Source organism: Rhodococcus sp. IEGM 1406, from assembly GCF_030056745.1.
GTDB lineage: Bacteria > Actinomycetota > Actinomycetes > Mycobacteriales > Mycobacteriaceae > Rhodococcus_F > Rhodococcus_F erythropolis.
Genome location: NZ_JASHKO010000008.1, coordinates 1 through 25,552 on the forward strand (window position 1 = coordinate 1; position 25,552 = coordinate 25,552).

The 25,552-nt window shown below is 63.4% G+C and carries 24 protein-coding genes; 1 reads left to right on the forward strand and 23 read right to left on the reverse strand.

Translation table 11 applies throughout. From position 1 onward, the window contains the following. Positions 1-194: 194 nt before the first annotated feature. Positions 195-1,454 carry a UDP-N-acetylglucosamine 1-carboxyvinyltransferase gene (gene murA / locus QM596_RS28075; protein ID WP_020970048.1) on the reverse strand — a complete coding sequence of 420 codons (1,260 nt, stop codon included), beginning with the start codon at positions 1,452-1,454 and terminating at the stop codon, positions 195-197. 54 nt (positions 1,455-1,508) lie between these two features. On the opposite strand from murA, the gene QM596_RS28080 reads away from it, so the two are divergent. Then, a complete protein-coding gene (locus QM596_RS28080; protein ID WP_020908291.1) occupies positions 1,509-2,081 on the forward strand; it encodes a cob(I)yrinic acid a,c-diamide adenosyltransferase in 573 nt (190 codons plus the stop codon). 10 nt (positions 2,082-2,091) lie between these two features. On the opposite strand, the gene QM596_RS28085 is transcribed toward QM596_RS28080, so the two are convergent. From QM596_RS28085 to argS, 22 genes are all read right to left on the reverse strand, one after another. Next, complete coding sequence (locus QM596_RS28085; RefSeq protein ID WP_029255703.1) at positions 2,092-2,514, reverse strand: DUF2550 domain-containing protein; 423 nt, start codon at positions 2,512-2,514, stop codon at positions 2,092-2,094. A gap of 49 nt (positions 2,515-2,563) precedes the next feature. Further along, positions 2,564-2,932 (reverse strand): F0F1 ATP synthase subunit epsilon, encoded by a 369-nt coding sequence (locus tag QM596_RS28090; protein WP_019749170.1) that lies wholly within the window; start codon positions 2,930-2,932, stop codon positions 2,564-2,566. Positions 2,933-2,938: 6 nt separating this feature from the next. Beyond that, the gene (gene atpD / locus QM596_RS28095; RefSeq protein ID WP_003941349.1) at positions 2,939-4,390 is read right to left on the reverse strand and encodes a F0F1 ATP synthase subunit beta; all 1,452 of its coding nucleotides are present in this window, start codon (positions 4,388-4,390) and stop codon (positions 2,939-2,941) included. A 3-nt stretch (positions 4,391-4,393) separates the two neighbouring features. After that, positions 4,394-5,377 carry a F0F1 ATP synthase subunit gamma gene (locus tag QM596_RS28100; RefSeq protein WP_003941320.1) on the reverse strand — a complete coding sequence of 328 codons (984 nt, stop codon included), beginning with the start codon at positions 5,375-5,377 and terminating at the stop codon, positions 4,394-4,396. 48 nt (positions 5,378-5,425) lie between these two features. Further along, positions 5,426-7,069 (reverse strand): F0F1 ATP synthase subunit alpha, encoded by a 1,644-nt coding sequence (gene atpA, locus QM596_RS28105; protein ID WP_019749171.1) that lies wholly within the window; start codon positions 7,067-7,069, stop codon positions 5,426-5,428. 62 nt (positions 7,070-7,131) lie between these two features. Next, positions 7,132-7,956, reverse strand: coding sequence for a F0F1 ATP synthase subunit delta (locus tag QM596_RS28110; RefSeq protein WP_003941304.1), 825 nt, complete (start codon positions 7,954-7,956; stop codon positions 7,132-7,134). A 5-nt stretch (positions 7,957-7,961) separates the two neighbouring features. Next, positions 7,962-8,519 (reverse strand): F0F1 ATP synthase subunit B, encoded by a 558-nt coding sequence (locus QM596_RS28115; RefSeq protein ID WP_283310448.1) that lies wholly within the window; start codon positions 8,517-8,519, stop codon positions 7,962-7,964. 7 nt (positions 8,520-8,526) lie between these two features. Continuing rightward, a complete protein-coding gene (locus QM596_RS28120; protein WP_003941327.1) occupies positions 8,527-8,769 on the reverse strand; it encodes an ATP synthase F0 subunit C in 243 nt (80 codons plus the stop codon). Positions 8,770-8,852: 83 nt separating this feature from the next. Beyond that, the gene (atpB, locus tag QM596_RS28125; RefSeq protein WP_019749174.1) at positions 8,853-9,680 is read right to left on the reverse strand and encodes a F0F1 ATP synthase subunit A; all 828 of its coding nucleotides are present in this window, start codon (positions 9,678-9,680) and stop codon (positions 8,853-8,855) included. A 280-nt stretch (positions 9,681-9,960) separates the two neighbouring features. Continuing rightward, entirely contained in the window at positions 9,961-10,431 is a 471-nt protein-coding gene (locus QM596_RS28130) for a Cg1360 family ATP-synthase-associated protein (protein WP_019749175.1), read from the reverse strand. A 32-nt stretch (positions 10,432-10,463) separates the two neighbouring features. Then, positions 10,464-11,651, reverse strand: a complete 1,188-nt coding sequence (locus QM596_RS28135; RefSeq protein WP_019749176.1) for a glycosyltransferase family 4 protein — start codon at positions 11,649-11,651, stop codon at positions 10,464-10,466. Further along, positions 11,648-12,973, reverse strand: coding sequence for a serine hydroxymethyltransferase (gene glyA, locus QM596_RS28140; RefSeq protein ID WP_283310450.1), 1,326 nt, complete (start codon positions 12,971-12,973; stop codon positions 11,648-11,650). Before glyA ends, QM596_RS28135 begins: the two co-directional genes overlap by 4 nt. A gap of 2 nt (positions 12,974-12,975) precedes the next feature. Continuing rightward, positions 12,976-13,638 (reverse strand): L-threonylcarbamoyladenylate synthase, encoded by a 663-nt coding sequence (locus QM596_RS28145; RefSeq protein ID WP_003941345.1) that lies wholly within the window; start codon positions 13,636-13,638, stop codon positions 12,976-12,978. Continuing rightward, complete coding sequence (gene prmC / locus QM596_RS28150; protein WP_279164001.1) at positions 13,635-14,567, reverse strand: peptide chain release factor N(5)-glutamine methyltransferase; 933 nt, start codon at positions 14,565-14,567, stop codon at positions 13,635-13,637. Before prmC ends, QM596_RS28145 begins: the two co-directional genes overlap by 4 nt. Positions 14,568-14,644: 77 nt before the next feature. Continuing rightward, a complete protein-coding gene (prfA, locus tag QM596_RS28155; RefSeq protein WP_003941341.1) occupies positions 14,645-15,724 on the reverse strand; it encodes a peptide chain release factor 1 in 1,080 nt (359 codons plus the stop codon). A gap of 147 nt (positions 15,725-15,871) precedes the next feature. Beyond that, positions 15,872-16,108, reverse strand: a complete 237-nt coding sequence (gene rpmE, locus QM596_RS28160; protein ID WP_003941310.1) for a 50S ribosomal protein L31 — start codon at positions 16,106-16,108, stop codon at positions 15,872-15,874. A 225-nt stretch (positions 16,109-16,333) separates the two neighbouring features. Next, positions 16,334-18,463 (reverse strand): transcription termination factor Rho, encoded by a 2,130-nt coding sequence (gene rho / locus QM596_RS28165; protein WP_020970052.1) that lies wholly within the window; start codon positions 18,461-18,463, stop codon positions 16,334-16,336. Between the two features lie 503 nt (positions 18,464-18,966). Next, positions 18,967-19,911: a homoserine kinase gene (gene thrB, locus QM596_RS28170; RefSeq protein WP_069147258.1), complete on the reverse strand. Its 945-nt coding sequence runs from the start codon at positions 19,909-19,911 to the stop codon at positions 18,967-18,969. A 44-nt stretch (positions 19,912-19,955) separates the two neighbouring features. Next, a complete protein-coding gene (thrC, locus tag QM596_RS28175; protein ID WP_003941280.1) occupies positions 19,956-21,038 on the reverse strand; it encodes a threonine synthase in 1,083 nt (360 codons plus the stop codon). Further along, positions 21,035-22,348, reverse strand: coding sequence for a homoserine dehydrogenase (locus QM596_RS28180; RefSeq protein ID WP_007726192.1), 1,314 nt, complete (start codon positions 22,346-22,348; stop codon positions 21,035-21,037). Before QM596_RS28180 ends, thrC begins: the two co-directional genes overlap by 4 nt. After that, complete coding sequence (lysA, locus tag QM596_RS28185) at positions 22,345-23,766, reverse strand: diaminopimelate decarboxylase (RefSeq protein WP_019749182.1); 1,422 nt, start codon at positions 23,764-23,766, stop codon at positions 22,345-22,347. Before lysA ends, QM596_RS28180 begins: the two co-directional genes overlap by 4 nt. Beyond that, positions 23,763-25,415 (reverse strand): arginine--tRNA ligase, encoded by a 1,653-nt coding sequence (gene argS / locus QM596_RS28190; RefSeq protein WP_019749183.1) that lies wholly within the window; start codon positions 25,413-25,415, stop codon positions 23,763-23,765. The genes lysA and argS overlap by 4 nt, the downstream gene beginning before the upstream one ends. Positions 25,416-25,552 lie beyond the last annotated feature (137 nt).

Below are 25,552 nucleotides of genomic sequence, written 5' to 3' on the forward strand. Positions count from 1 at the left end.
CAACCTCGTGTCACTCACCCTCGCAGGTGGGAGTCGGTGTCCGTGTCGCTCTGACTTGGAATAATTTACGCGAACCTTCAATCAATTCACAAATCGCCTGGTCACAACACCGATTCACTAACCAAGGCCAGGTCAGACAGTTGAGCCTTTCCGCCAATCGCGAATAGGCCCGAGTGTGACGCCGAGCACCGAACCTATTCGGAGCTCACCCTCTCGATCACTCCCCCGAGTCCACGGAGATTCTCGACGAATCGCGGGTACCCACGGTCGATGTGGAAGATGTCGTGGACTTCGGTGGTTCCGTCCGCGACCAACCCGGCAAGCACGAGTCCGGCGCCTGCCCGAATGTCCGAAGACCACACCGGCGCACTCGACAGCACTGGAACTCCGCGGATCACAGCATGGTGACCGTCGGTACGAGCGTCGGCGCCGAGTCGGATCATTTCCTCGACAAATCGGAAACGCGATTCGAATACGTTCTCGGTGATCATCGACGTGCCCTCGGCAACCGCCGCCAAACCGATTGCCATCGGCTGCAGGTCGGTCGGGAATCCGGGGTAAGGCAATGTCGCGAAATTGACTGCTTTGGGCCGTTCACGCTGGATGACACGGAAACCGTCTACCTCGGGAGTCACCTCCGCGCCGGCTGTCCGAAGCTTGTCGAGGACCAACCCGAGATGCTTGTGGTTCACCCCGCGAACTCGGACGTCACCCCTGGTCATGGAGGCAGCGACACCCCATGTTGCGGCAACGATCCGGTCACCGATGACGCGGTGCGTAGTCGGTTCCAACTTGCGGACGCCTTGAATGGTGAGCGTCGAACTTCCGCCGCCCGATACCTTGGCGCCCATTTCGTTGAGCATGTTGCAGAGATCCACGATCTCGGGCTCACGTGCAGCGTTGTCGATCACCGTTTCACCTCGGGCGAGCACTGCTGCCATCAAGATGTTCTCGGTTGCACCCACAGACGGGAAGACCAGGCGAATGTTCGCGCCGTGAAGGTCGTCTGCCTCGGCAACGACACATCCGTGTTCGATTTCGCTACGCGCGCCCAACAGGCGGAGCCCGGATTGGTGCATGTCGAGTGGCCTCGAACCGATCGCATCGCCGCCAGGAAGTGCGACAACAGCGCGTCGACAACGCGCGACCAGCGGACCAAGCACACACACCGACGCCCGAAACTGCTTGACCGCGTCAAAATCAGCGTGATATTTCGGCTCGGCCGGCGTCGTGATCCGCACTTCGGAGTCTTCGAGTTCGACCTCGCAGCCCAGCCCTCGCAAGACGTCCGCCATCAGCGGCACGTCGAGAATGTCCGGGCAGTTGGTCACCACAGTGGTGCCTTCGGCCAACAGCGCAGCGGCCATCAGCTTCAACACACTGTTCTTGGCCCCTCCCACCAGTACTTCACCTTCGAGGCGGTTACCCCCGGTCACAAGAAAGTGCTCACTCACGGTTCACAGCCTAGAGCCACAACCTCGTCGGCACCGCGCCGGTACCGTAGCCCTATGTCTGTTCACCTGACGAAGATCTACACCCGGACCGGCGACGACGGGACCACCGGCCTCAGTGATTTTTCGCGAGTCTCCAAGAACGATCCGCGTCTGGTCGCCTACGCGGATTGCGACGAGACCAACGCGGCGATCGGTGTGGCCGTTGCCCTCGGCACACCCCCGGAGAATCTGCTCGCGATGCTGCGCCAGATCCAGAACGACCTCTTCGACGCGGGGGCCGACCTGTCCACCCCTGTCGTCGAGAACCCGAAGTACCCACCGCTGCGAGTGACTCAGGCCTATATCGATCGACTCGAAGGATGGTGCGATGAGCTCAATGAGCAACTGGCACCGTTGAATTCGTTCATTCTGCCCGGCGGAACTGCCCTGGGCGCCCTGCTTCACGTAGCAAGAACCGTCTCGCGGCGTGCGGAGCGTGCGGCCTGGTCCGCCATCGATGCGAACCCGGAAGACACCAGCGTCCTCCCCGCGAAATATCTCAACAGATTGTCGGATCTGCTCTTCATCATGGGAAGAGTGGCAAATCCTGAAGGCGATGTGCTCTGGAAGCCCGGCGCCGGGGCTTGAGCGGGACCGGTCAGGCGGTGCGTCGCCTACGGGCGCGCCCGTCCGGCCGTGATTCGACCCAGGACAGGAAAGCTGTCAATGCTCCACTGTCCAAGGCGATTTCGTAGGCCGACGATCCGTCGTTGACCTTGACCACGACGATGTCGTCGCTCATGATGTCGAATTCGGTACCCGAGGGAGAGCGACGGCTCTCGACCTCGATTCCTTGACGATCAATCCTGGAGTCCGGGCCCGGCCGCAGACTCGACAGTTTGAAAAAGACGAAGGTGCTTTCGCCGTAGCGAATGATTCCGTGACGCCACCCGCTGTCCCCCGGGGATGGCAGAACACGAAGCAGTGCAGCGGTACCGCCGCGACGTAGAACCAGCAGACGATACAGAAAAGCCGCGACGAGAACCGCGAGCAGCACAACCAGAATGATCAACACAGTCATTCCGAATGTCACTGTTCGTCGGCTCCCGTCGCGGCTTTACTCGAGTAACTTACGCGCGCTCGACGGCCCGGAGCTGACCCTTGGCGACCGCAATCGCTTCGAGGTCGCCCGAGTTCTCGGCCAAGACAGCCTTGGCTGCCTCGACGTCGATGTCCTGTGCCATGTCCGCGGACTCGGCAAGAATCGTCACCGTCGTCGCAGTGACGGAGAGGAACCCTCCGTGTACTGCAGCAACGATACGCTCGCCGTCGACCGGGGTGATCGACACGGTTCCGCCCTCGATCAGCTGGCCGAGGACCGGCTCATGCCCGGGCATGATGCCGATTTCGCCCTCAGTGGTCTGAGCGCTGACCAGCGTCGCCGAACCAGACCACAAGCGCTGCTCGACGGCAACGAGTTCTACGGTCATCTCAGCCATCGTGGACTACTTCCCGGCCATCTTCTTGGCTGCAGCTTCGACGTCGTCGAGTCCACCGCAGCTGTTGAATGCCTGCTCGGGCAGGTGATCGAACTCGCCCTTGCAGACGCGGTCGAAGGCTTCGATCGTGTCGCGGAGCGGCACGACGGAGCCGGGCTCACCGGTGAACTTCTCGGCAACGATGAAGTTCTGGCCGAGGAACTTCTGGATACGACGGGCGCGGCCGACGAGGACCTTGTCCTCTTCCTGAAGCTCGTCCATACCGAGGATGGCGATGATGTCCTGCAGTTCCTTGTACTTCTGCAGGATGCGCTTGACCTCGTTGGCAACGCGGAAGTGCTCGGCACCGACGATGCCGGGCTCCAGGATGCGGGAGGTCGAGCTCAGCGGATCCACAGCGGGGTAGATACCCATCTGCGAAATCGGGCGCGAGAGCTCGGTGGTGGCATCGAGGTGCGCGAACGTCGTAGCCGGCGCGGGGTCGGTGTAGTCGTCGGCGGGCACGTAAATAGCCTGCAGCGAGGTGATCGAGCGACCGCGGGTCGAGGTGATGCGCTCCTGGAGCTCACCCATCTCGTCCGCCAGCGTGGGCTGGTAGCCCACTGCCGAAGGCATACGGCCGAGGAGGGTGGAAACCTCGGAACCTGCCTGCGTGAAGCGGAAGATGTTGTCGATGAACAGCAGAACGTCCTGGCCCTGAACGTCGCGGAAGTACTCCGCCATCGTCAGTGCGGACAGGGCGACGCGCATACGCGTTCCGGGCGGCTCGTCCATCTGGCCGAAGACAAGGGCGGTGTCCTGGAGGACGCCCATCTCTTCCATTTCCAGGTGGAGGTCGGTGCCCTCACGGGTACGCTCACCGACGCCTGCGAACACCGAGGTGCCCGAGAACTCGCGAGCGATACGCGTGATCATTTCCTGGATCAGAACGGTCTTGCCGACGCCGGCGCCACCGAACAGGCCGATCTTTCCACCCTTGACGTACGGGGTGAGAAGGTCGATGACCTTGATGCCGGTCTCGAGGATCTCGGTCTTACCTTCGAGCTGATCGAAGGCTGGTGGCTTGCGGTGGATGCCCCACTGCTCGCCGTCGCGGCCGAGGCCGGGGGTGTCGAGGCAATCGCCCAGGGCGTTGAACACGTGGCCCTTGACGACGTCACCGACGGGAACCGAGATCGGCTTGCCCGAGTCGGTCACTGCAGTGCCGCGGACGAGGCCGTCGGTGGGCTGCATGGAGACGGTGCGGACCAGGTTGTCACCGAGGTGCTGTGCAACCTCGAGCGTCAGCGTCTTGGCGACCGAGGGAAGCGTGATCTCGGCGTTCAGGGCGTTGAACAGTTCAGGAACAGCGCCACGCGGGAATTCAACGTCCACGACGGGACCGATGACCCGCACGACGCGGCCGGCTACGGCCGAAGCCGAACCTGCCCCGTTGTTTTCGGTTACTGCTGCGGTCATGTGCTAGTCACTTCCTGCGCTCGAGGCGAGCGCGTTGGCGCCGCCGACGATCTCGCTGATTTCCTGGGTGATCTGGGCCTGGCGAGCCTGGTTGGCCTGACGGCTCAACGTGTTCACCAGTTCGTTTGCGTTGTCCGTCGCGGCCTTCATGGCGGTACGACGGGCTGCCGACTCCGATGCCGCAGCATCGAGAAGCGACGAGAAGATACGAGTGCTGACGTACTTCGGGAGAAGAGCACCGAGAAGCTTCTCGGGCTCGGGCTCGAAGCTGAAGTCCGCGACGGGGCCATTGTCATGGTCGTCGTCGTGGCCGTTGGTCAGCATGTCGTCACCGAGTTCGATGCGCTCTTCCGACACGAAGACCTCGAGAGGAGCCATACGGCGAACCTCGGGAGTCTGCGTCAGCATCGACACGAAGCGGGTGTAGACGATATGGAGTTCGTCGACGCCCTCGATCGTGCCTTCACCGTTCGGTGCGGCAACCTGGTTACCCGAACCAGCCATGAACAGCTCCACCAGGTGGCGGCTGGCCTTCGCTGCATCCGAGTAACCCGGATCCTGCGAGAAGCCCGTCCACGCAGCACCGATGTCGCGGCCGCGGAACGTGTAGTAGCCGAGTCCCTTGGAACCGAGCACGTACACGACCGGCTCCTTGCCCTCGCTGCGGAGGAGAGCCATGAGCTCTTCTGCCTGCTTGAGGACATTGGAGTTGTAGCCACCACACATGCCCCGGTCACTGGTGACAACGAGGACCGCAGCCCGCTTGGGCTCCGGGCGCTCGTTGAGCAACGGGTGATCGAGCGAAGCAGACGCACTCGCCAATTCGGTGAGTACCTTCGTGATCTCCTCGGCATACGGCTTGGACGCGGCGACGCGAATCTGAGCCTTGGTGATTCGCGAAGTCGCGATCAGTTCCTGTGCCTTGGTGATCTTCTTGGTCGAGTTGACCGACTTGATACGAGACCGCAATTCGAGAATGCTCGCCATCGATCAATCACTCTCCCTTCGGAATTCGCAGTGTCATGGGCGCGTACGTCACTTGCTGACGGTCTTGCGCTTGACGTTGATCTGCTCGTTCTCGACCTCGTCGGCGCCCAAAGCGTCAGCCTCGGCCTCGTTCACGACCCGGCTTCCGTCGGATGCGATGAAGCCTTCCTTGAACTTGTTCGTTGCAGCGATCAGCGCAGCAGCGTTGTCGGCATCGAGTGCCTTACCGCCGTTGATGCTGGAGTAGACGCCAGCAGCCGAGTGCTTGAGGTCTTCGAGCAGTTCCTTCTCGAAGCGACGGACGTCACCGATCGGAACGCTGTCGAAGATGCCTTCGCCGGCGAGGTAGATCGAGACGATCTGGTCCTCGACAGGGATCGGGCTGTACTGATCCTGCTTGAGCAGCTCGACCAGACGGGCACCGCGCTCGAGCTGAGCCTTGGAGGCAGCGTCGAGGTCGGATGCGAAAGCGGAGAACGCTTCGAGCTCACGGAACTGAGCCAGTTCCAGACGCAGCGAACCGGAAACCTTCTTCATGCCCTTGGTCTGTGCAGCGCCACCGACGCGGGAGACCGAGATACCGACGTTGATCGCGGGGCGAACGCCCTTGTTGAACAGGTCGGACTCGAGGAACACCTGACCGTCGGTGATGGAGATGACGTTGGTCGGGATGTACGCCGAGACGTCATTCGCCTTGGTCTCGATGATCGGCAGAGCCGTCAGCGAGCCGCCGCCGAGTGCGTCGGACAGCTTCGCCGAACGCTCCAGCAGACGGGAGTGCAAGTAGAAGACGTCACCGGGGTATGCCTCGCGTCCCGGCGGGCGACGCAGCAGCAGCGAGATGGCGCGGTACGCCTCTGCCTGCTTGGTCAGGTCGTCGAACACGACCAGAACGTGCTTGCCCTGGTACATCCAGTGCTGGCCGATGGCCGAGCCGGTGTACGGTGCGAGCCACTTGAAGCCTGCGGAATCAGAGGCCGGAGCAGCAACGATGGTGGTGTACTCCATCGCGCCCTTCTCCTCGAGGGCAGCCTTGACGCCCGCGATGGTGGAACCCTTCTGACCGATGGCAACGTAGATGCAGCGCACCTGCTTGTTGACATCGCCGGAATCCCAGTTGGCCTTCTGGTTCAGGATGGCGTCGATGCAGACCGCGGTCTTGCCGGTCTTGCGGTCGCCGATGATGAGCTGGCGCTGGCCGCGGCCGATCGGGGTCATGGCGTCGATAGCCTTGATACCGGTCTGGAGCGGCTCTTCGACCGGCTGGCGCTCGAGCACCGAAGCGGCCTGGAGCTCGAGTGCACGGTTCTCGGTGCTCTCGATCTCGCCGAGGCCGTCGATGGGCGCACCCAGCGGGTCGATGACGCGGCCGAGGAAAGCATCGCCGACGGGAACCGACAGAACGTCGCCCGTGCGCTTTACTTCCTGGCCTTCTTGAATGTTCTGGTAATCGCCAAGGATGACGGCACCGATTTCGGTGGCATCCAGGTTGAGCGCGACGCCGACGATTCCACCGGGGAACTCCAACAGCTCGTTGGACATAGCCGAAGGCAGGCCAGAGACGTGCGCAATGCCGTCACTGGTGTCGGTCACTGTGCCGACCTCCTCACGGGAGGCCTCCGGGGAGTAGCTCGCGGTGTAGTTGTCGATCGCGCTACGGATCTCGTCGGAGGAGATCGTCAGCTCCGCCATGTTTTTCCTGCTCTCGGTGTCTGGTCTTCGAAAAGATCTGGAGTATGTGTTCGGCTGAAGGACTACTTGAGGTTCTTCCGCAGTGCTGCGAGTCGACCCGCTGCGCTGCCGTCGATAACCTCGTCGCCCACCCGGACGACCAAGCCGCTGAGGAGTTCTGGATCAACCTCGACGTGTACTGCTACCGGCTTCCCGTAGGTGCGGGTAAGAGTGCTGGCCAAGCGATCCGACTGCTCCGAGCTCAACGCCGAGGCGCTGCGAACGTGAGCAACGGTGGTATCGCGCTGCGCTGCGGCAAGATTCGACAGCTGATCGAAAGTGTCTGCGGGTGCAGACTTCAACCGGCCGACGGCCTGTCCGGCGAGTGCCTCGGTGACCGCGGTGACCTTGCCGTAGAGCAAGCGGGAGAGGAACTCACGCTTGCGGGCTGCGGGAACCGACAGATCCGAGAGCGTCTGCTCCAGGCTGGGATCCCCTGCCACGATGCGACCGAGACGGAAGAGCTCGTCCTCAACGGTGTCCAACTGGCTCTGATCGGCTGCGGCGCGGAGCAGAGCTTCGCGTCCGAGCAGTTCGAGCGAGTTGACCAAGTCGCGGGCCGCAGACCAGTCCTGGCCTGCAGCTGCCTTCACGGTGGCGAGCGCCTCGGCGCCGACCTTTCCGGAGAACAACTGCTCTGCCAAAGCCTGGCGACCAGCGGCCGGTGCCGAAGCGTCAGCCAGCGCGCTGCGAAGAGCGCGCTGGCCGTCGAGTACCTCGACCACCGAGAAGAGCTCGGACCCAGCCTGAGCAGAAGCAGCAGTTGCCGCTCCTGCAGAGACGGCGCCCAGGGCACTGCTCAGCGCAGAACGAGTCTGCGCCAAGGCTTCACGGCTCGCTGCGTACATGTTGCTCACTTCCTGGCTGAATCAGCGCTGACGGTGTCGAGCTCGTTGAGGAAACGATCAACCGTTCCGGCGCGCTTCACGTCGTCGGCGAGGGACTCCCCGATGACCTTCTCGGCCAGGTCTACAGCGGTCTTGCCGAGATCCGAGCGGAGCTCAGCGACGATCTGCTGACGCTGGGCGACGAGCTGGCTGTGGCCTGCGGCCACGATGCGGTCGCTCTCGTCCTGCGCCTGAACCTTCATGTCAGCGATGATCTGCTGACCCTGGGTACGCGCTTCCTCACGGATCTGCGCTGCCTCGGTACGAGCTTCGGCGAGCTGCGCGCGGTACTGCTTGAGCGCGGCCGCTGCCTCTGCCTGTGCGTCTTCGGCCTTCTTAATGCCGCCCTCGATCTGCTCGGTGCGTTCGGCCAAGACCTTCTGGAACTTCGGAAGAACGAGCTTCCAGAAGACAAAACCGACTACGACGAGCGCAACCGCGGACCACACGATGTCGTATGTCTCGGGCAAGAGAGGATTGTGTGTCTCCTCTGTTGCCGCGAGCACTGCGAAGGTGGCTCCCATGTCTGTCTTAGAAAATGAAACCGGCGACAAGGCCGATCAATGCGAGGGCCTCGGTGAATGCAATACCGAGGAACATGGTGGTACGAACCTGGCCGGCCATCTCGGGCTGGCGGACCATGCCTTCGATTGCCTTGCCCACAACGATGCCCACGCCGATGCCGGGGCCGATTGCTGCGAGGCCGTAGCCGATGGCTCCGTAGCCGCGCGACTTGGTCTCGACAACTTCCTGAGCGAGGTAAGCGATGCTCATGGTGTTCCATTCCCTTTCTGTTGACCTCTGCCGGATTCGGCAAGAGGCTCAGTTCTTGGTGTAGCTGGTGAGGAGGTAAAAGGTCAGTGCTCGTCGGCGTGGAGCGCCAATTCGATGTACACCGCGGTCAGCAACGCGAACACGTAAGCCTGCAGGAAGATGACCAGCAGCTCGAAGAACGTGAATGCGATACCGGCGATGATCGACGGAACGCCGAAGATCGCCTGGAATCCGCCGGACACGAAGAAGAAGTAGTTCGTCGCGCTGAAGAACAGCACCAGCAGGATGTGGCCGGCCAACATGTTGGCCATGAGACGAACCATCAGCGTGAACGGGCGCAGGATGAAGGTCGAGATGAACTCGATGGGCACCAACAAGAAGTGCAGGGGCAGCGGAACGCCGGGAACGACGATGCTGCTCTTGACGTACTTGAAGAAGCCGTACTTCTTGATTCCGACGTAGTTGAACACGATGTAGGCGAGCGCCGCGAGTACCAGGGGCATACCGATTCGTGCGTTCGGCGAGATGTTCAGGAAAGGAATGATGCTGGCCATGTTGCTGGCGACCACGATGAAGAAGATCGTCGTGATGACCGGCAGGAAGCGCTTGCCCTGTTCCTTGCCCAGGATCTCCTCGGCGATGTTGATACGAACGAAGTCGAGCGCAAGCTCAGCGGCGTTCTGCATCCCACGGGGAACCAATCGAGGGCTGCGCATCGCGATCACGAAGAAGGCTGCGACCAGCACCGACATCAGCAGACGAATCAGCATCAGACGGTCGAGCTCGAAGGGGCCCGCGTGAATCAACACGGAGGGCGGGAAAAAATCGTCTAGTGACGGCGCATGGAATTCATCCGCGGCCAGGGTGGTGACGCTCAGCGTTCTCTCCCGTAGTCGGTCCGCAGCCATCATTGACTGCGGTTCGATCGGACATTGACGATCTACAAGTCGACAAGTTCGACTCGCGCATTCGTCAGCAGCTGGAGAACCCTAGAGGGGCCTGGCGTCTGTCGGTGTCGGCGACTCTCGTCGACTCAGTGGTCAGAATTTCGACCACCTGCGAGCACATGGCATCGTCGGCTGAGTGTTACTCGGCCCACCATTGCTCTCGCTTGAACCGAACCTTATCAAGTCATCTACGACATTGTGTAGATGGGGTACCTGGAAGTCCGATTAGTTACCTCTTGTAGTACTACTCGTCGTCGTCGACGTTGCTGCTGGGAGTGGGATCGACGTACGGAGTTTTGGTTCCGAGAACGCCGTATGTCTCCGCACCGAGCACGACGACCAGCGACATGATGATGACCAGGACGAGAGCGGTCTTGTTGTAGAAATCCATGTCCGAGAGGACAAAGAGAACAACCATCGCGAGAATCATCTTCAGCAGCCACGTGCCGAGAAGAACTGCACCGGCCGTGAGCGCAGGCAACTTCGCTGTGAGCAGCACGCCCAGCGCCGTGAACAGGATGAACCCGCCGCCGACGGCTGCGCCGATCAAAGCGCCGTAGACGCCTTCCTTGCCGGCGAAGAGCCCGCCCAGGAGCGCGCCGACCACGGCCAGCGCGATCAGCCCCATCACACCCCACTTCACGGCCGACTTCATGGCGGCGGTCGAATCAGGGATGGGTTGCGAGGCAGGTACAGGCTGCGGCGTGTTCGTCACGATGCCCAAGGGTAATGGATCGGGAAACTTGGCTAGCGACGCTGTTGCTTGCGATCGATCAGGGACGGCACCGCGGTGAAGAACAAGGCGATGACCAACCCGGCCGCAACCAGAACGACAACCAGCTGTCGATTAAGCAGCGAGGATCCGACGGCACCGAAAGCCAGAACGCTGACCCACAGGTAGATGACCAGCACAACCCGTCGGTGCGTGTGTCCGATTTGCAGGAGGCGATGATGCAGGTGCATCTTGTCCGGACTGAACGGACTGACGCCCGCTTTCGTCCGGCGGATCACGGCCAGGAGCATGTCCAGCATCGGGATGAACATCACAGCACCGACCAGCAACAACGGCGCGAGGAGGCCGACCAGGTCGCGGGTTCCGTAAGCAGTGAGCGGAATACGACCGGATGCACTGGTGGAGATCGCGGCAAGCATGAGACCGATCAACATCGACCCGGAATCGCCCATGAAAATGCGCGCTGGATTGAAGTTGTGCGGAAGAAAACCGAGACAAGCGCCTGCCAAGGCCGCCGCGATCATCGCCGGCGGGTAGACACTCGCGTCGCCGCCCTGATCGTGGAGCAGACCGATCGAGAAGATGAGGATCGCCAAGGCCGCGATGAGGCCCAAACCGGCGGCCAATCCGTCGAGACCGTCGACGAAGTTCATCGCGTTGATGGTCGCCACGGCGATAGCCACCGTGAACAGTCCCGATTGAATCTGATCGAGGATGATCGTGGACCCACCGTCACCACCGAACGGGTTGTAGATGATGAACCAACTGACGCCCATCACCACAAGAACTCCGGCAGCAGTCACCTGACCCACGAACTTGGTGAGAGCGTCGAGACCCCACCTGTCGTCGATCACGCCCACGAGGACGATGACGGCGCCCGCGACGAGCGCAGCGTGCACATCCGGACTACCGAAGCCGAAACCTCTTGTGAGCGCCGGTAATTGCTGCGCGAACAGCAGACCGACAACCATGCCGATATACATTCCGACGCCACCGAGGCGCGGAATCGGCTCGACGTGAACGTCCCGATCACGCGGTATGGCGACGGCGCCGAACCGCAGCGCCAACAACCGGACTGCGCCAGTCGCCAGGTATGTCACTACCGCCGCCGTACACAGCACGAGCAAAAGTTCACGGATGGGCACACCCGCTCCCCCGCCACCCTGTGCCAGATATGTGGTCGCCTCGTACGAAGTGATCACTGCGCGAGGTCACCCGTCCGGCGGGGATAGGCAGGTTTTGCCCGTACCAGTTCGCGAACGCCGTCGGCAACGGATGCCAACTCGACCTCCCCTGACGTGGTGGCTGGATCCGCTACGACTGCACGCGCGATCAACTCCCCCACGACGCTCATGTCGGACGTGTTGAATCCCTGTGTCGTCACGGCCGCGGATCCGACGCGGATTCCGGACGTGACGGCCGGCGACTGCGGATCGAACGGAATCGCGTTCTTGTTGAGCGTGATCGAAGCCAGTCCGCACCTACGCTCGGCGTCGACGCCGGTGACACCGCTTGCGCGCAGATCGAGAAGCGCCAGATGCGTGTCGGTTCCACCGGACACGGTGCGCAGGCCGCGAGCTTCCAACGACTGCGCGAGCGCCGACGCATTGGCAACCACTTCCTGTGCATACCAACGATATTCCGGCGTCGACGCTTCTTTGAAGGCAACCGCCTTCGCAGCGATCGCATGCATCATCGGGCCGCCTTGAATGAAGGGGAACACCGCGCGATCGACAGCCGAGGCATGCTCGCTGCGGCACAAGATCATTCCGCCGCGCGGGCCTCTGAGGACCTTGTGCGTCGTCGCGGAGACCACGTCGGCATACGGAACACACGACGGTATCGCCCGGCCTGCCACGAGTCCGATGAAGTGGGCGGCATCGACCCACAGGATCGCACCGACCTCGTCCGCGATCGACCGGAAGGCTGCGAAGTCGATGGTTCGGGAGTACGCGGTCGCGCCGGCGACGATGATTTTCGGCTTGTGCGCCAGAGCCAGGGTGCGAACCTCGTCGTAGTCGATCAATTCGGTGGCCGAATCGACGTGATAGGGAACGGTGGTGAACCACTGCCCCGAAAAGCTGACCCGAGACCCGTGAGTCAGATGCCCACCGTGCGGCAAACTCATCGCCAATACGGTGTCGCCTGGCTTGGCGAATGCGGCGTACACCGCGAGATTCGCGGTGGCCCCCGAATGCGGCTGGACGTTGACGTGCTCGGCGCCGAACAGTGCCTTTGCCCGGTCGATCGCCAGATTCTCGGCTACGTCGACGTACTCGCACCCGCCGTAGTAACGCCGACCCGGATAGCCCTCGGCGTACTTGTTGCTCAGGGTCGAACCCAAGGCAGCCAGTACCGAGGGGCTGGTGAAGTTCTCGCTCGCGATGAGTTGAAGCCCGCCGCGCTGACGCTCGAGTTCGGCCAGCGCGACAGCCGCGATCTCGGGGTCCGCCGTGGCAAGCTCACCGAAATCCGGTCCCCAATACGTGGATTCCCCCGCGCGCTCGCCGCCGGCGCCGACCATCGTTACGAAACTCCCTCTACGAGGCTTTCCGGACTGGTGCCCAATACCTCGGCGATGGATTCTGCCGAGACGGCACCCACTCGCAAGATACGCGGTGAATTGCCGGTCAGGTCGACGATCGTGGAAGCAACGGCGTGTTCGGCCTTGCCCCCGTCGAGGTACACGCTGGCAGATCCGCCGAGCTGATCTCGGGCTTCCTCGACGGTAGTTGCCGGCGGACGCCCCGAAATGTTGGCGCTCGAGACGGCAAGCGGTCCGACATCGCGCAACAGTTCGAGGGCAACCGGGTGCAGCGGCATGCGGAGCATGACGGTTCCGCGGGTATCACCGAGGTCCCAGGCAAGTGAAGGCGCCTGCTCGACGACCAAGCTCAGTCCGCCGGGCCAAAACGCGCGGATCAGATCCCGGGCCTGGGGGCGCACGCTGTAGACGAGCCCGTCGATGGTGTTCCACGATCCGACCAGTACCGGGACGGGCATGTCTCGCCCGCGTCCCTTGGCACGCAACAGACTCGTGACAGCTTCGCTGTCGAACGCGTCCGCGGCGAGTCCGTAAAGGGTGTCGGTAGGGAGAACTACGAGTCGGCCGGCCTTGAGCGCGTTCTTCGCGGCGGCCAAGCCTGCGGTTCGGGAATCTGTCTGACTGCAGTCGTACACGGTGCTCACTCAGCCATCCTTTCACTCTGCACTTCGGGCGTTCGATTCCGCTGCGCTTCGACGTCGGTGGCGACACGTCTGGCGACGACGAAACGCGGACGACCGGCGAGATCGGGATGCTGTGCAACGTCGCCGAATACCCGGCGCGCCGAGAACAGCGCAGCGACGCCGTCGCCGTTGGTGTCGTCGTGCTCGATGCCTGCCGCGCCGCCGATTCGAAGCCATCGCGCGATGTTGCTGATCATGGGTTTGATGACGGACAGACCGTCGGCGCCACCGAACAACGCGGTGTGCGGGTCGTAATCCATGACCTCAGGCTGCAATAGCGCGCCTTCGGGGATGTACGGCGGATTGGACACGACCAGATCGACGCCGCCCTCGAGCCCTGGCAACAGGTTCCGATCGGTGACATCACCCTGATGCAGATGGATCGGTGTATCACCGGCGGCCTCGCGGTCGGCAGCGTTACGACGCGCCCACGCCAACGCGGCGGGCTCCTTCTCCACGGCGTGAACGACGGCGTCTGGACGGGCCTCGGCGATGGACAGCGCGAGTACACCCGATCCCGTGCACAGGTCCAGAACTACCGGCGGCTTGCTTCCGCAACCTTCGAGGAACGAGAGCGCCCAACCCATGAGCAATTCGGTTTCGGGCCGCGGAATGAAGACACCCGGACCGACAGCGACGTCGATGTTGCCCATCGATGCGACTCCGATGATGTGCTGCAACGGAATCCGCTTCACGCGTTGCGCAACCAACTCGTCGAACGCGGCGATGACCTCGGGATCGACCAACGGAATCAGACCGAGACGCGTGCGTTCGACGCCGAGCAGGTGGGATGCCAACAACTCGGCGTCGGTGCGTGGGCTGGGCACACCTGCGGCGTCGAGCTGTTTTGCAGCTTCGATCAGCGCCAAACGAAGTGGAAGTCGACTCACGGGTACAGCCTGCCACGCTCGACCGACACGCGGTTCACCGAGTTCCCGGCGGGATGGAGGTCAGTCATGGTCTGCATCTACTCGGCCGCGAGACGCGCCTCTCGGTCCGCCTTGCCCAATGCGTCGAGAAGTGCGTCGAGCTCACCGTCGAGCACTGCGTCGAGGTTGTGCGACTTGAATCCGATGCGGTGATCGGTGATGCGGTTCTCGGGGAAGTTGTAGGTGCGGATGCGCTCCGAACGGTCCACCGTCCGAACCTGACTCTGGCGACCTGCCGACGCTTCTGCGTCCGCGGCTTCCTCGGCGACTACCTGCAAACGGGCTGCAAGCACCTGCATGGCACGCGCCTTGTTCTGGAGCTGCGAGCGCTCGTTCTGGCAGGTGACGACGATGCCGGTCGGAAGATGCGTGATTCGAACCGCGGAGTCGGTGGTGTTGACGCCCTGACCGCCCTTGCCGGACGAACGGTAGACGTCGATACGCAGGTCACTCTCGTCGATCTGGACCTGCTCGACCTCTTCGGGCTCCGGATAGACCAGAACGCCGGCGGCCGAAGTGTGTACGCGTCCCTGGGATTCGGTGACGGGCACTCGCTGGACGCGGTGAACCCCGCCCTCGAACTTCAGCCTCGCCCACACTCCGTCCGGGGTGTCTGACTTGCTCTTGATCGACAGCGTGGCTTCCTTGTATCCGCCGAGATCGGAGACCGTCGCGTCGAGGATCTCGACGCGCCAGCCGTGCCGTTCCGCGTAGCGGACGTACATGCGGGCCAGGTCCGAGGCGAAGAGCGCGGATTCTTCGCCGCCCTCACCGGACTTCACTTCGAGGACGATGTCGTCGCCGTCATGCGGATCACGCGGCGCCAACTGATCGGTCAGCGTCTGCTCGAGCTGCGCGACCTCGGCTTCGAGATCGGGGATCTCGGCGGCGAAGCTGGAATCGTCGGCGGCGAGTTCGCGCGCAGCTTCCAGATCGTCCTGCGCAGCCGTGAGCTTGTTGTACGTCGACATGATCGGCGAGAGCTCGGAGAACCGCTTACCGACGCGCCTGGCAGCGGCAGGGTCGTTGTGCAGCGCCGGATCGGACATCTGTGCTTCGAGACCGGCGTGCTCCGCCAAGATGTCGTCGATGGCCGAGGGCTGGGTTGCGCCTGCCATGGTTCGCTCCGCTCTGAGTTTCGATTCCTACGGTGCGCGCTTGAAGGTATTTCGACGCCGGGACCCGGGAAACGCGCAAACCGAGTGCAGGCACAAAAAAAGCCGACGCCCGATCTGCGCATGGCAGATCGGGCGTCGGCGGAACAGCTAGGACTCGGTGGCCGGGACCTTGCTGTCTGCGCGCTTGCCGTAGCGAGCCTCGAAGCGAGCGACGCGTCCACCGGTGTCGAGAATCTTCTGCTTGCCCGTGTAGAACGGGTGGCACTGCGAGCAAACCTCGACGTTGATGCGTCCGGACTCCTTGGTGCTGTGGGTCTCGAACGTGTTACCGCAACCACAGACGACGGTGGTCGCTACGTAGGTTGGGTGGATTCCTGCCTTCATGGTGTCCCTTTCAATGGTCGCCGGGTCGACGTCGCCAATCGACATCGTGAACCGGAACCGGACTCGGCCGTTCAGTATGCCAGATGCGGTACCTCACCAGATAATCCGCGTCTCGCACGCCTCGGGGTGGCTGTACGAAGTTGTCAACGCACTGCCCCTCGGTTTTGTTCCGCCCACGCAAAAGGCCCACAACCAGCTGGTTGTGGGCCTTTGACGTCGAGTCGATCAGTCGTCGATCGCACCCGGCGCGGTCTTGGAGACCTGCATCAGGAACTCGAGGTTGTTCTTGCTCTTCTTCAGTCGATCGATCAGCAGATCGATGGCCTGATGCGAGTCCAGACCGGACAGGACGCGGCGGAGCTTGTGCAGCACCGCAGCTTCGTCCGGGCTCAGAAGCAGCTCGTCCTTACGCGTGCTGGACGGGTTGACGTCCACGGCCGGGAACACGCGGCGTTCGGCGATCTTGCGATCGAGCTTGAGCTCGGCGTTGCCGGTGCCCTTGAACTCTTCGAAGATCACGGTGTCGCCGGTGGATCCGGTCTCGACCATCGCGGTGGCGATGATGGTGAGCGATCCGCCGTTCTCGATGTTGCGGGCAGCGCCGAGGAAACGCTTCGGCGGGTAGAGCGCCGTCGAGTCGACACCACCGGAGAGGATGCGTCCGGACGCAGGCGAGGAGTTGTTGTACGCACGACCCAGACGCGTGATGGAGTCGAGCAGTACGACGACGTCCTTACCCATCTCGACCAGGCGCTTCGCACGCTCGATTGCCAGCTCGGCAACTGCGGTGTGATCTCCCGGCGGACGGTCGAAGGTGGAGGAAATGACCTCACCCTTCACGCTGCGCTGCATGTCGGTCACTTCCTCGGGACGCTCGTCCACGAGGATGACCATCAGGTAGCACTCAGGATTGTTGGTGGCGACGGCATTCGCGATCGCCTGCAACACGCTGGTCTTACCGGCCTTGGGCGGGCTCACGATGAGGGCGCGCTGGCCCTTACCGATGGGCATCACCAGGTCGATGACACGCGTGGTGAGAATGTGCTGCTCGGTCTCGAGGCGCAGTCGCTGGTTCGGGTACAGCGGCGTGAGCTTGTTGAACTCGGGGCGCTTCTTCGCGGCCTCGACGTCGCCGCCGTTGACCGTGTCGATGCGGACCAGCGGGTTGAACTTCTGACGCTGGCTGCCCTGCTCACCGTCACGCGAGACGCGGACGGCACCGGTGATGGCGTCACCACGGCGAAGGCCGTTCTTGCGGATCAGATTCATGGAGACGTAGACGTCGTTGGGACCGGCGAGGTACCCGGAAGTACGCACGAATGCGTAATTGTCGAGCACGTCGAGGATGCCGGCGACCGGCTGAAGGACGTCGTCCTCGCGGATTTCGGTCTCACGCGAATCGTTGGGTGCGCCACCCTCACCGCGGTCGCGACCACGGCCACGGCGCTCGCGGAAACGGCGTCCGCGGCGTCCGCGTCCACCCTCTTCGTCGTCGTCCGGTCCGTTGTTGCGGTTGTCCGTACGCGGACCGGCGTTGTTCTGGCCGGCGTTGTTCTGATTGCCGCGATCCTGACGGTCCTGGCGATCCTGGTTGCCCCGGTTGCCCTGGTTCTCGCGCTGGCCCTGGTTGTCGCGCTGGCCCTGATTGTCCCGGTTGCGCTCGCGGCGGGGACGCTCGTTGCCCTGCTCGGCGGGAGCCTGATCAGCGTCGGACTTGCCCTCGGTGCGCGCAGGACGCTCGGCCGGGGCCTCAGCCTTGGCGGTCTCGGCGACCTTCGAGGTATCGGCGGCCTTCGAGGTGTCCGCGTCGGACTTTGCCGAAGGAGTGTCCTGCTCGATGCTCAGTTCACCCTGGTCGGGTGAACCTGCACGACGAGCGGCGCCGCGACGCTGACGTCCACGACGGGGTGCGCTCTGATCGGAATCCTCGGCGGATTCGGTACGCGCAGGCGCTGCCTCGGCAGGAGCGGATTCTGCCGCGGGAGCCGTTTCGGCTGCGGGGGTTTCGGTGCGTGCGGCGCGGGTGCTCTTGGCACGAGTGCGCGCAACGGGTGCGTCGTCGAGAGTGAGTTCGCTCTGTGCGGGTGCAGCCTTTGCGCTGCCGCCCTGGCGCTCCTTGATGGCTGCGATCAGGTCGCCCTTGCGCATGCCGGAAGTGCCTTTGATGCCCAGTTCACCCGCAAGAGTGCGGAGTTCGGTGAGCACCATGCCGGAGAGTCCGGCACCACGGCGCGTCTCGGCACGCTTCGTGGAGGTCGCCACCGCACCGTTCGATGCTGAAGATGACGCCTGAGAATTGTCGCCTGATTCCGACCCGGCGGGTGCAGAAGTGGCGATGAGGTCCGTATCGGTCACGGAGGTCCTTTCCTTCCCTCACTCGCACTGCGCAAAGTCGAGGGTTCGTCCCGCAGTTCGATTGAATACCGAACTCGGTGGTGCCGTACGTGGTTGCTGTCCAGAACTGCCGGCTTGTCCGCCGTCACATGATTGTCGGAAACTCTCGCCTCAAACTTTTCATGCGCTCGCAAACCTGCCCAACGCGCCTTCGTCGACGATTCACTCCCCCGTGTGTTGAACCCCAGAGATATGGAACCTCTGAGTGTTCGATCCGCGGAGGATTCAAACCTTCGGAGAAGGTACAAGCGTGAGAATCATGCCTGCGAGAATCATGCCAAGGACTGTGGACCCCGATTGGGAAGGAGTTTTGCCCCCTGGTGATGCACCGGCGACTGACGCGCACGATGTACGGACATAGCCCAGGATAGCGTCCAAACCTGAGTCCGGCAAGAATTTGGACGACTGGGTGTGTCAGTTCACTACCGATCGGTAGTGGGCGATCACCAGGACCAAGGCAGGGATCAGACCGTCGACGTGGATACTTCGACGCCGTCGGCGATGTCCAATTCGAGCACACGTAGTCCGTCTGCCCGCGCCGCTTCGGCGAGCTCGACGGGGAAAGGTTCTGTGCTGAGCGCCAACACGGTGGGGCCTGCTCCCGAAACGGTCGCAGCAATGCCCGCCTCGCGCAAGATCCCGATCCATCGCGTCGTGAGCGGAAGTGCGGGTGCGCGCTGTGCCTGATGCAGGCGATCCTCGGTGGCTGCCATCAACAGATCGGGCCGAGCAGTGAGCGCAACGACGGCCAGCGCGCTGCGGCTCGCGTTGAACGAGGCATCCTGGTGCGGAACCAATTCGGGCAGGAGGCCGCGAGTGTGTGCGGTGGACGACCGCTCCTCGGGAACCAGTGCCACAGCACGGATGTCGGGATGGACATCGAGTTTCGCCGCGGAGTAGATCGGCTCGTCGCCTTCGACGGCCGGTGGGCAACTCCACGAGACGACTGCGCCACCGAGAACACTGGCAGACGCATTGTCCGGGTGACCTTCGAACTCGGACGAGAGTTGAACCAACTGCTCTTCCGTCAAGCCGATCTCGGCATCGAGTGCGCGCGCCAGACCGTTGGCTGCTGCCAGTCCGCCGACAGCCGCAGAAGCCGAGGATCCCAACCCGCGCGAGTGCGGGATCGCGTTGCGGCACAACACGTCCAGGCCACTGGCCCACACCCCGGCCGCTTCGAGACCGCGCTCGATAGCGCGAACTACGAGATGCGAAGGACCCCAAGGTACGTCGGCAGCGCCTTCACCTTCGACGCGAATCTGAAGGCCCGAATCCGTTGTGGTGACCACGATTTCGTCGTACAACCCCAACGCCAGACCGAGGGTGTCGAACCCCGGCCCCAAGTTTGCACTCGAGGCCGGGACGCGAGCAGTCACCGAAAGGCCGATAGGCAGGGTTATAGTCATGTCAGACACCGGATTCCGCGGAGTGGTCGATGAATCCACGGACACTATGCAAGCTCGAGGGCAGCCGCGACGGCAACGGGATCGACACCGATCGGCTCGACGTTCGGCATACCCTTCAAAGCCGTGTCAGGATCCTTGAGACCGTTACCGGTCACCGTGCACACGACGGTCAGGCCCGGCTCGAGCCAGCCCTCTGCACGTGCGGCGAGCAGGCCGGCGACACTGGCTGCCGACGCCGGTTCGACGAAGACGCCCTCGGTGGCGGCTATCAGACGGTAAGCCTCGAGGATCTTCTCGTCGGTGGCGGCACGGAATGCACCGTTCGACTCTTCCTTCGCGGCGACAGCGCCGTTCCAGGAAGCGGGGGAACCGATTCGGATTGCGGTAGCGATGGTTTCGGGGTCCTTGACGGGTGCGCCGTTGACCAGCGGAGCCGCACCGGCTGCCTGGACGCCGAGCATGCGGGGCTTGACCGTGGTCAGACCATCCGCGTAGTACTCGGAGTATCCGCGCCAGTACGCGGTGATGTTTCCTGCGTTTCCGACCGGGAGAGCGTGCACGTCGGGAGCCTTGCCGAGCACGTCCATGATCTCGAATGCCGCGGTCTTCTGACCCTCGATGCGCACCGGGTTGACGGAGTTGACGAGACCGATGGTGGGGAATTCCGCCGTGGTCTTGCGTGCCAGCTCGAGGCAGTCGTCGAAGTTGCCCTGGACCTGAATGATCTTGGCGCCGTGCATGACTGCCTGCGCAAGCTTGCCCATGGCGATCTTGCCCTGCGGGATGAGCACGGCGCAGGTCATGCCTGCCTTGGCTGCATACGCAGCGGCCGAGGCGGAGGTGTTGCCGGTGGACGCGCACAGAACTGCGCGCTGGCCGCGGGCCAAGGCGTCGGTGACGGCCATCGTCATGCCGCGGTCCTTGAAGGAACCGGTGGGGTTGAGACCCTCGACCTTGAGGTAGACGTCGCAGCCGGTGATCTCGGAGAGGTGGCCGGCCGGCAGGAGCGGGGTGCCGCCTTCGCGCAGGGTGACGGTCTTCCAGTTGTCACCGATCGCGAGACGGTCCCGGTATGCCTCGATGAGACCCGGCCATGCCTTGTGGACGGGGTTGACGATGCCGGTCATTGTTCAGTGCCTTCCAGTCGCAGCACGCTGGTCACAGCGGTGACGAATTCGAGTTCGTTGAGGGCCGCCACGGTCTCGGAGAGAGCCGCGTCGGTTGCTACATGAGTGACGACCACCAGACGCGCGCCGGCGCCGGCGCCCTCCTGGCGGACGACGGAGATGCTCACGCCGTGCTTGGCGAACTCGGCGGCGACTGCGGACAGCACACCTTCCTTGTCCGCGACCTCCATGTTCACGTAGTAGCGCGTGAGGATGTCGCCCATCGGGGCGACCTTGAGCTTGGCGTACTTGGACTCGCGGGGGCCGCGGCCGCCGTGAACCTTGTTGCGCGCCGCCATCACCAGGTCACCCATCACCGCGGAAGCGGTGGGGGCGCCGCCTGCGCCCTGGCCGTAGAACATGAGCCGGCCGGCGTTCTCTGCTTCCACGACAACGGCGTTGAACGCGCCGTTGACCGAGGCCAGCGGATGGCTGAGCGGAACCAGCGCCGGGTACACGCGAGCGGAAATCCGCTCCTTGCCCTTGGGCGTGACGATGCGCTCGCAGATCGAGAGCAACTTGATCGTGCAGTCGAGTGCCTTCGCCGACGCCAGGTCGGCGGAGGTGATCGTGGAGATTCCTTCGCGGTACACGTCCGCGGCAGTGACGCGGGTGTGGAACGCGATCGACGCGAGGATCGCAGCCTTCGCCGCGGCGTCGTAGCCTTCGACGTCCGCGGTCGGGTCGGCTTCCGCGTATCCGAGGCGTCCGGCTTCGGCGAGGGTCTCCTCGTAGTCGGCGCCGGTCTCGTCCATCGCGGAGAGGATGAAGTTGGTGGTGCCGTTCACGATTCCGGCGACCTTGTTGACACGGTCTCCGGCCAACGACTGTGTGAGCGGGCGGATCACGGGGATCGCACCGGCAACAGCGGCCTCGAAGTACAGGTCAACAGAGTTGGCCTCTGCAGCCTCCGCCAATTCACCGGTGTGGTCCGCGAGCAGCGCCTTGTTGGCGGTCACGACCGACTTACCGGAGTTGAGGGAAGAGAGAATCAGCTTGCGAGGGAGCTCGATTCCGCCGATCACCTCGACCACGATGTCGACGTCGTCACGACCGACCAGGGACTCGGCGTCCGTCGTCTGCAGTTCCTCGGGAATTCCGCGGTCCGAGCCGATACGGCGGACGGCAACTCCCCGCAGTTCCAACGGGGCGCCGACGCGAGCTTCGAGTTCCTCGGCCTGCTCACGAATGATCCGGACGACCTCGCTCCCGACGTTGCCGAGGCCGAGAACGGCCACACCGATAGCGCGATGCGCCGATTCGCTCGTCACTGCGATACCTCCAAGCTGAGCAGATCTTCCACTGTTTCCCTCCGCAGAATCACGCGTGAGACTCCGTCACGCACCGCCACCACGGCTGGGCGGGTGAGCAGGTTGTACCTGCTCGACATCGAATAGCAGTATGCACCGGTCGCTGCTACCGCTAGTAAATCACCGGGCCCGACGTCCTCGGGCATCCAGGTGTCCCGAATGACCACGTCACCGGACTCGCAGTGCTTACCGACGATACGTGCAACGACGGGATCAGCCTCGGAAGTTCGCGAAACCAACTTGGCTTCGTACTCCGCACCGTAGAGGGACGTGCGGATGTTGTCGCTCATCCCGCCGTCGACGCTGATGTAGCGGCGTGTCAGCGAGCTACCCACCGTGACGTCCTTGATGGTGCCGACCTCGTAGAGCGTCACCGTGCCAGGTCCGGCGATGGCGCGGCCGGGTTCGACGGCAAGCGTCGGCTCCGGCAATCCGGCCAGTGCGGACTCGTTGCGCACGATGTGGCCGAGCTTTGCTGCCAGTTCGTCGACGGGCGGCGGGTCGTCGGAGGGGATGTACGAGATCCCCATGCCGCCGCCGAGGTCGATGATCGAAATCTGCTTGGTCTTCTCGACTCCGAACTCGGTGACGACGTCGCGGAGCAAACCGATCACGCGGTGCGCTGCCACCTCGAAACCGTCGACGTCGAAGATCTGCGAACCGATGTGGCTGTGCAGGCCGACCAGTCGCAAGTTGTCGGCAGCGAAGACGCGACGGACCGCGTCGATCGCCGCTCCCCCGGCCAGCGAGAAACCGAACTTCTGGTCCTCGTGTGCGGTGGAGATGAATTCGTGGGTATGCGCTTCGACGCCGACGGTCAGTCGGATCAACACGTCCTGAACGACACCGGCCTCACCGGCGACACGATCGAGTCGGTCGATCTCGATCGCCGAGTCGAGCACGACGTGTCCGACGCCCGCGGCGACACCAGCGGCCAGTTCGGCGACTGACTTGTTGTTGCCGTGCATGGCAATTCGCTCGGCCGGGAAGTCCGCGTGCAACGCGATCGCCAGTTCGCCGCCGGAGCAGACGTCGAGCGAGAGGCCTTCGTCGGCGACCCAGCGTGCGATCTCGCCACAGAGGAATGCCTTGGATGCGTAGTGCACCTTGGCATCCGGGCCGAAGGCGCGGGCCATGTCGCGGCAACGCGAGCGGAAGTCGTCCTCGTCGATGACGAACAGCGGGGTGCCGTACTTCTCGGCAAGTTCACCGACCTTGACACCCGCGAGGGTCACTTCACCGTCGTCGCCGCGAGAAGCGTTGCGCGGCCACACCTGCGGTGAGAGTTCACCGAAGGCTTCGGGGCTGGCAGGACGGTCGGGCAAGCCGGGGGCCTGCAACTGCTCGGCATGCTTGGGGCCGGCGGGGTGCGCGTTCACATTTGCTCCGGTGCGGTGACGCCGAGCAGTTCGAGGCCGTTGGCCAGGACCTGTCGGGTGGCGGCGCAGAGAGCCAGACGCGCGCGGTGCACGTCGGTGGCGTCTTCGTCGCCTTGCGGAAGGATGCGGCACGCGCCGTAGAAGCGGTGGTACGCACCCGCGAGTTCTTCGAGGTAGCGGGCAATACGGTGCGGCTCACGCAGATTCGCCGCGCTCGACACGACGCGTGGGTACTCGCCGATCGTGCGGATGAGGTCACCCTCCTGCTCGACGGTGAGCAGGGCGAGGTTGCTCGCGTCGGCGGACAGACCGAGGTCCGCGGCGTTGCGAGCGATCGCCGAGAGGCGTGCATGCGCGTACTGGACGTAGTAGACGGGGTTCTCGCTGCTGGTCTTGGTCCACAGGTCGAGATCGATGTCGATGCTCGAGTCGACCGACGAGCGGATCATGACGTAACGCGAGGCGTCGACGCCGATTGCCTCGACCAGGTCGTCGAGGGTGATGACGGTGCCTGCGCGCTTGCTCATCTTGACGGCAGTGCCGTCCTTGACGAGGTTGACCATCTGGCCGATCAGCACCTCGACGGTGTCCGGATCGTCGCCGAATGCGGCCGCGGCAGCCTTGAGACGGCCGATGTATCCGTGATGGTCGGCGCCGAGCATGTAGATGCAGAGGTCGAACCCGCGGGCGCGCTTGTTCTGGAAGTAGGCGATGTCACCGGCGATGTAGGCGGCGTTGCCGTCGCTCTTGATGACGACGCGGTCCTTGTCGTCGCCGTAGTCGGTGCTCTTGAGCCACCACGCACCGTCTTCGTGGAAGAGGTTGCCCGAACCCTTGAGGGATTCGACGGCCTTCTCGACCGCACCGGATTCGAAGAGCGAGTTCTCGTGGAAGTAGACGTCGAAGTCGACGCCGAAGTCGTGGAGCGTCTGCTTGATGTGCGTGAACATCAATTCGACGCCGATGGCGCGGAAGGTTTCCTGCTGCTCGTCGGCGGGCAGCTCCATGACGTCGGGACGCTGCTTCAGAACCGAGGCGGCGATGTCGGCGATGTATGCACCGGCGTAACCGTCTTCCGGAGCAGGTTCACCCTTCGCTGCAGCGATCAGTGAACGCGAGAAGCGGTCGATCTGGGCACCGTGATCGTTGAAGTAGTACTCACGTGTGACCAATCCACCCTGCGCGGACAGAATGCGTCCGAGCGCGTCTCCGACTGCAGCCCAACGGGTTCCACCGAGGTGAATCGGTCCGGTGGGGTTGGCCGAGACGAACTCGAGGTTGATCTTCTTGCCGGCGAGGGAGTCACCCGAGCCGTACGACGCACCGGCTTCGAGAACCGACACGACGATCGCGCCCTGGGCGTCCTTGTCCAGCCGGATGTTGAGGAAGCCGGGTCCGGCGATCTCGGCGGATTCGATTCCGTCGGCAGCGGTGAGGGCTTCGGCGATCCAGCCCGCCAGCTCGCGGGGATTGGTGCCGACCTTCTTGGCTACCTGCATGGCAATGTTGGTGGCGTAATCGCCGTGCTCGGGGTTGCGTGGTCGCTCGACGGTAAGGGTTTCGGGCAGCACGGATACGTCGAGGCCGCGATCGGCAAGGACGCTCGCTGCGGTTCCGCGGAGCAGTTCGGCAAGGTCAGCTGGAGTCACAGGTATTCATCCTATTGCCTGCACACCGGAAGTGGAGACTCGCCTCACGCCTCGCTCTCCGTGAACGTGCGCGGGGCCGCTGTGGCGTGTCGCACGCCACTCTCAAAGTTTGCCCTCAGACTCGGAAAGTACAGTGG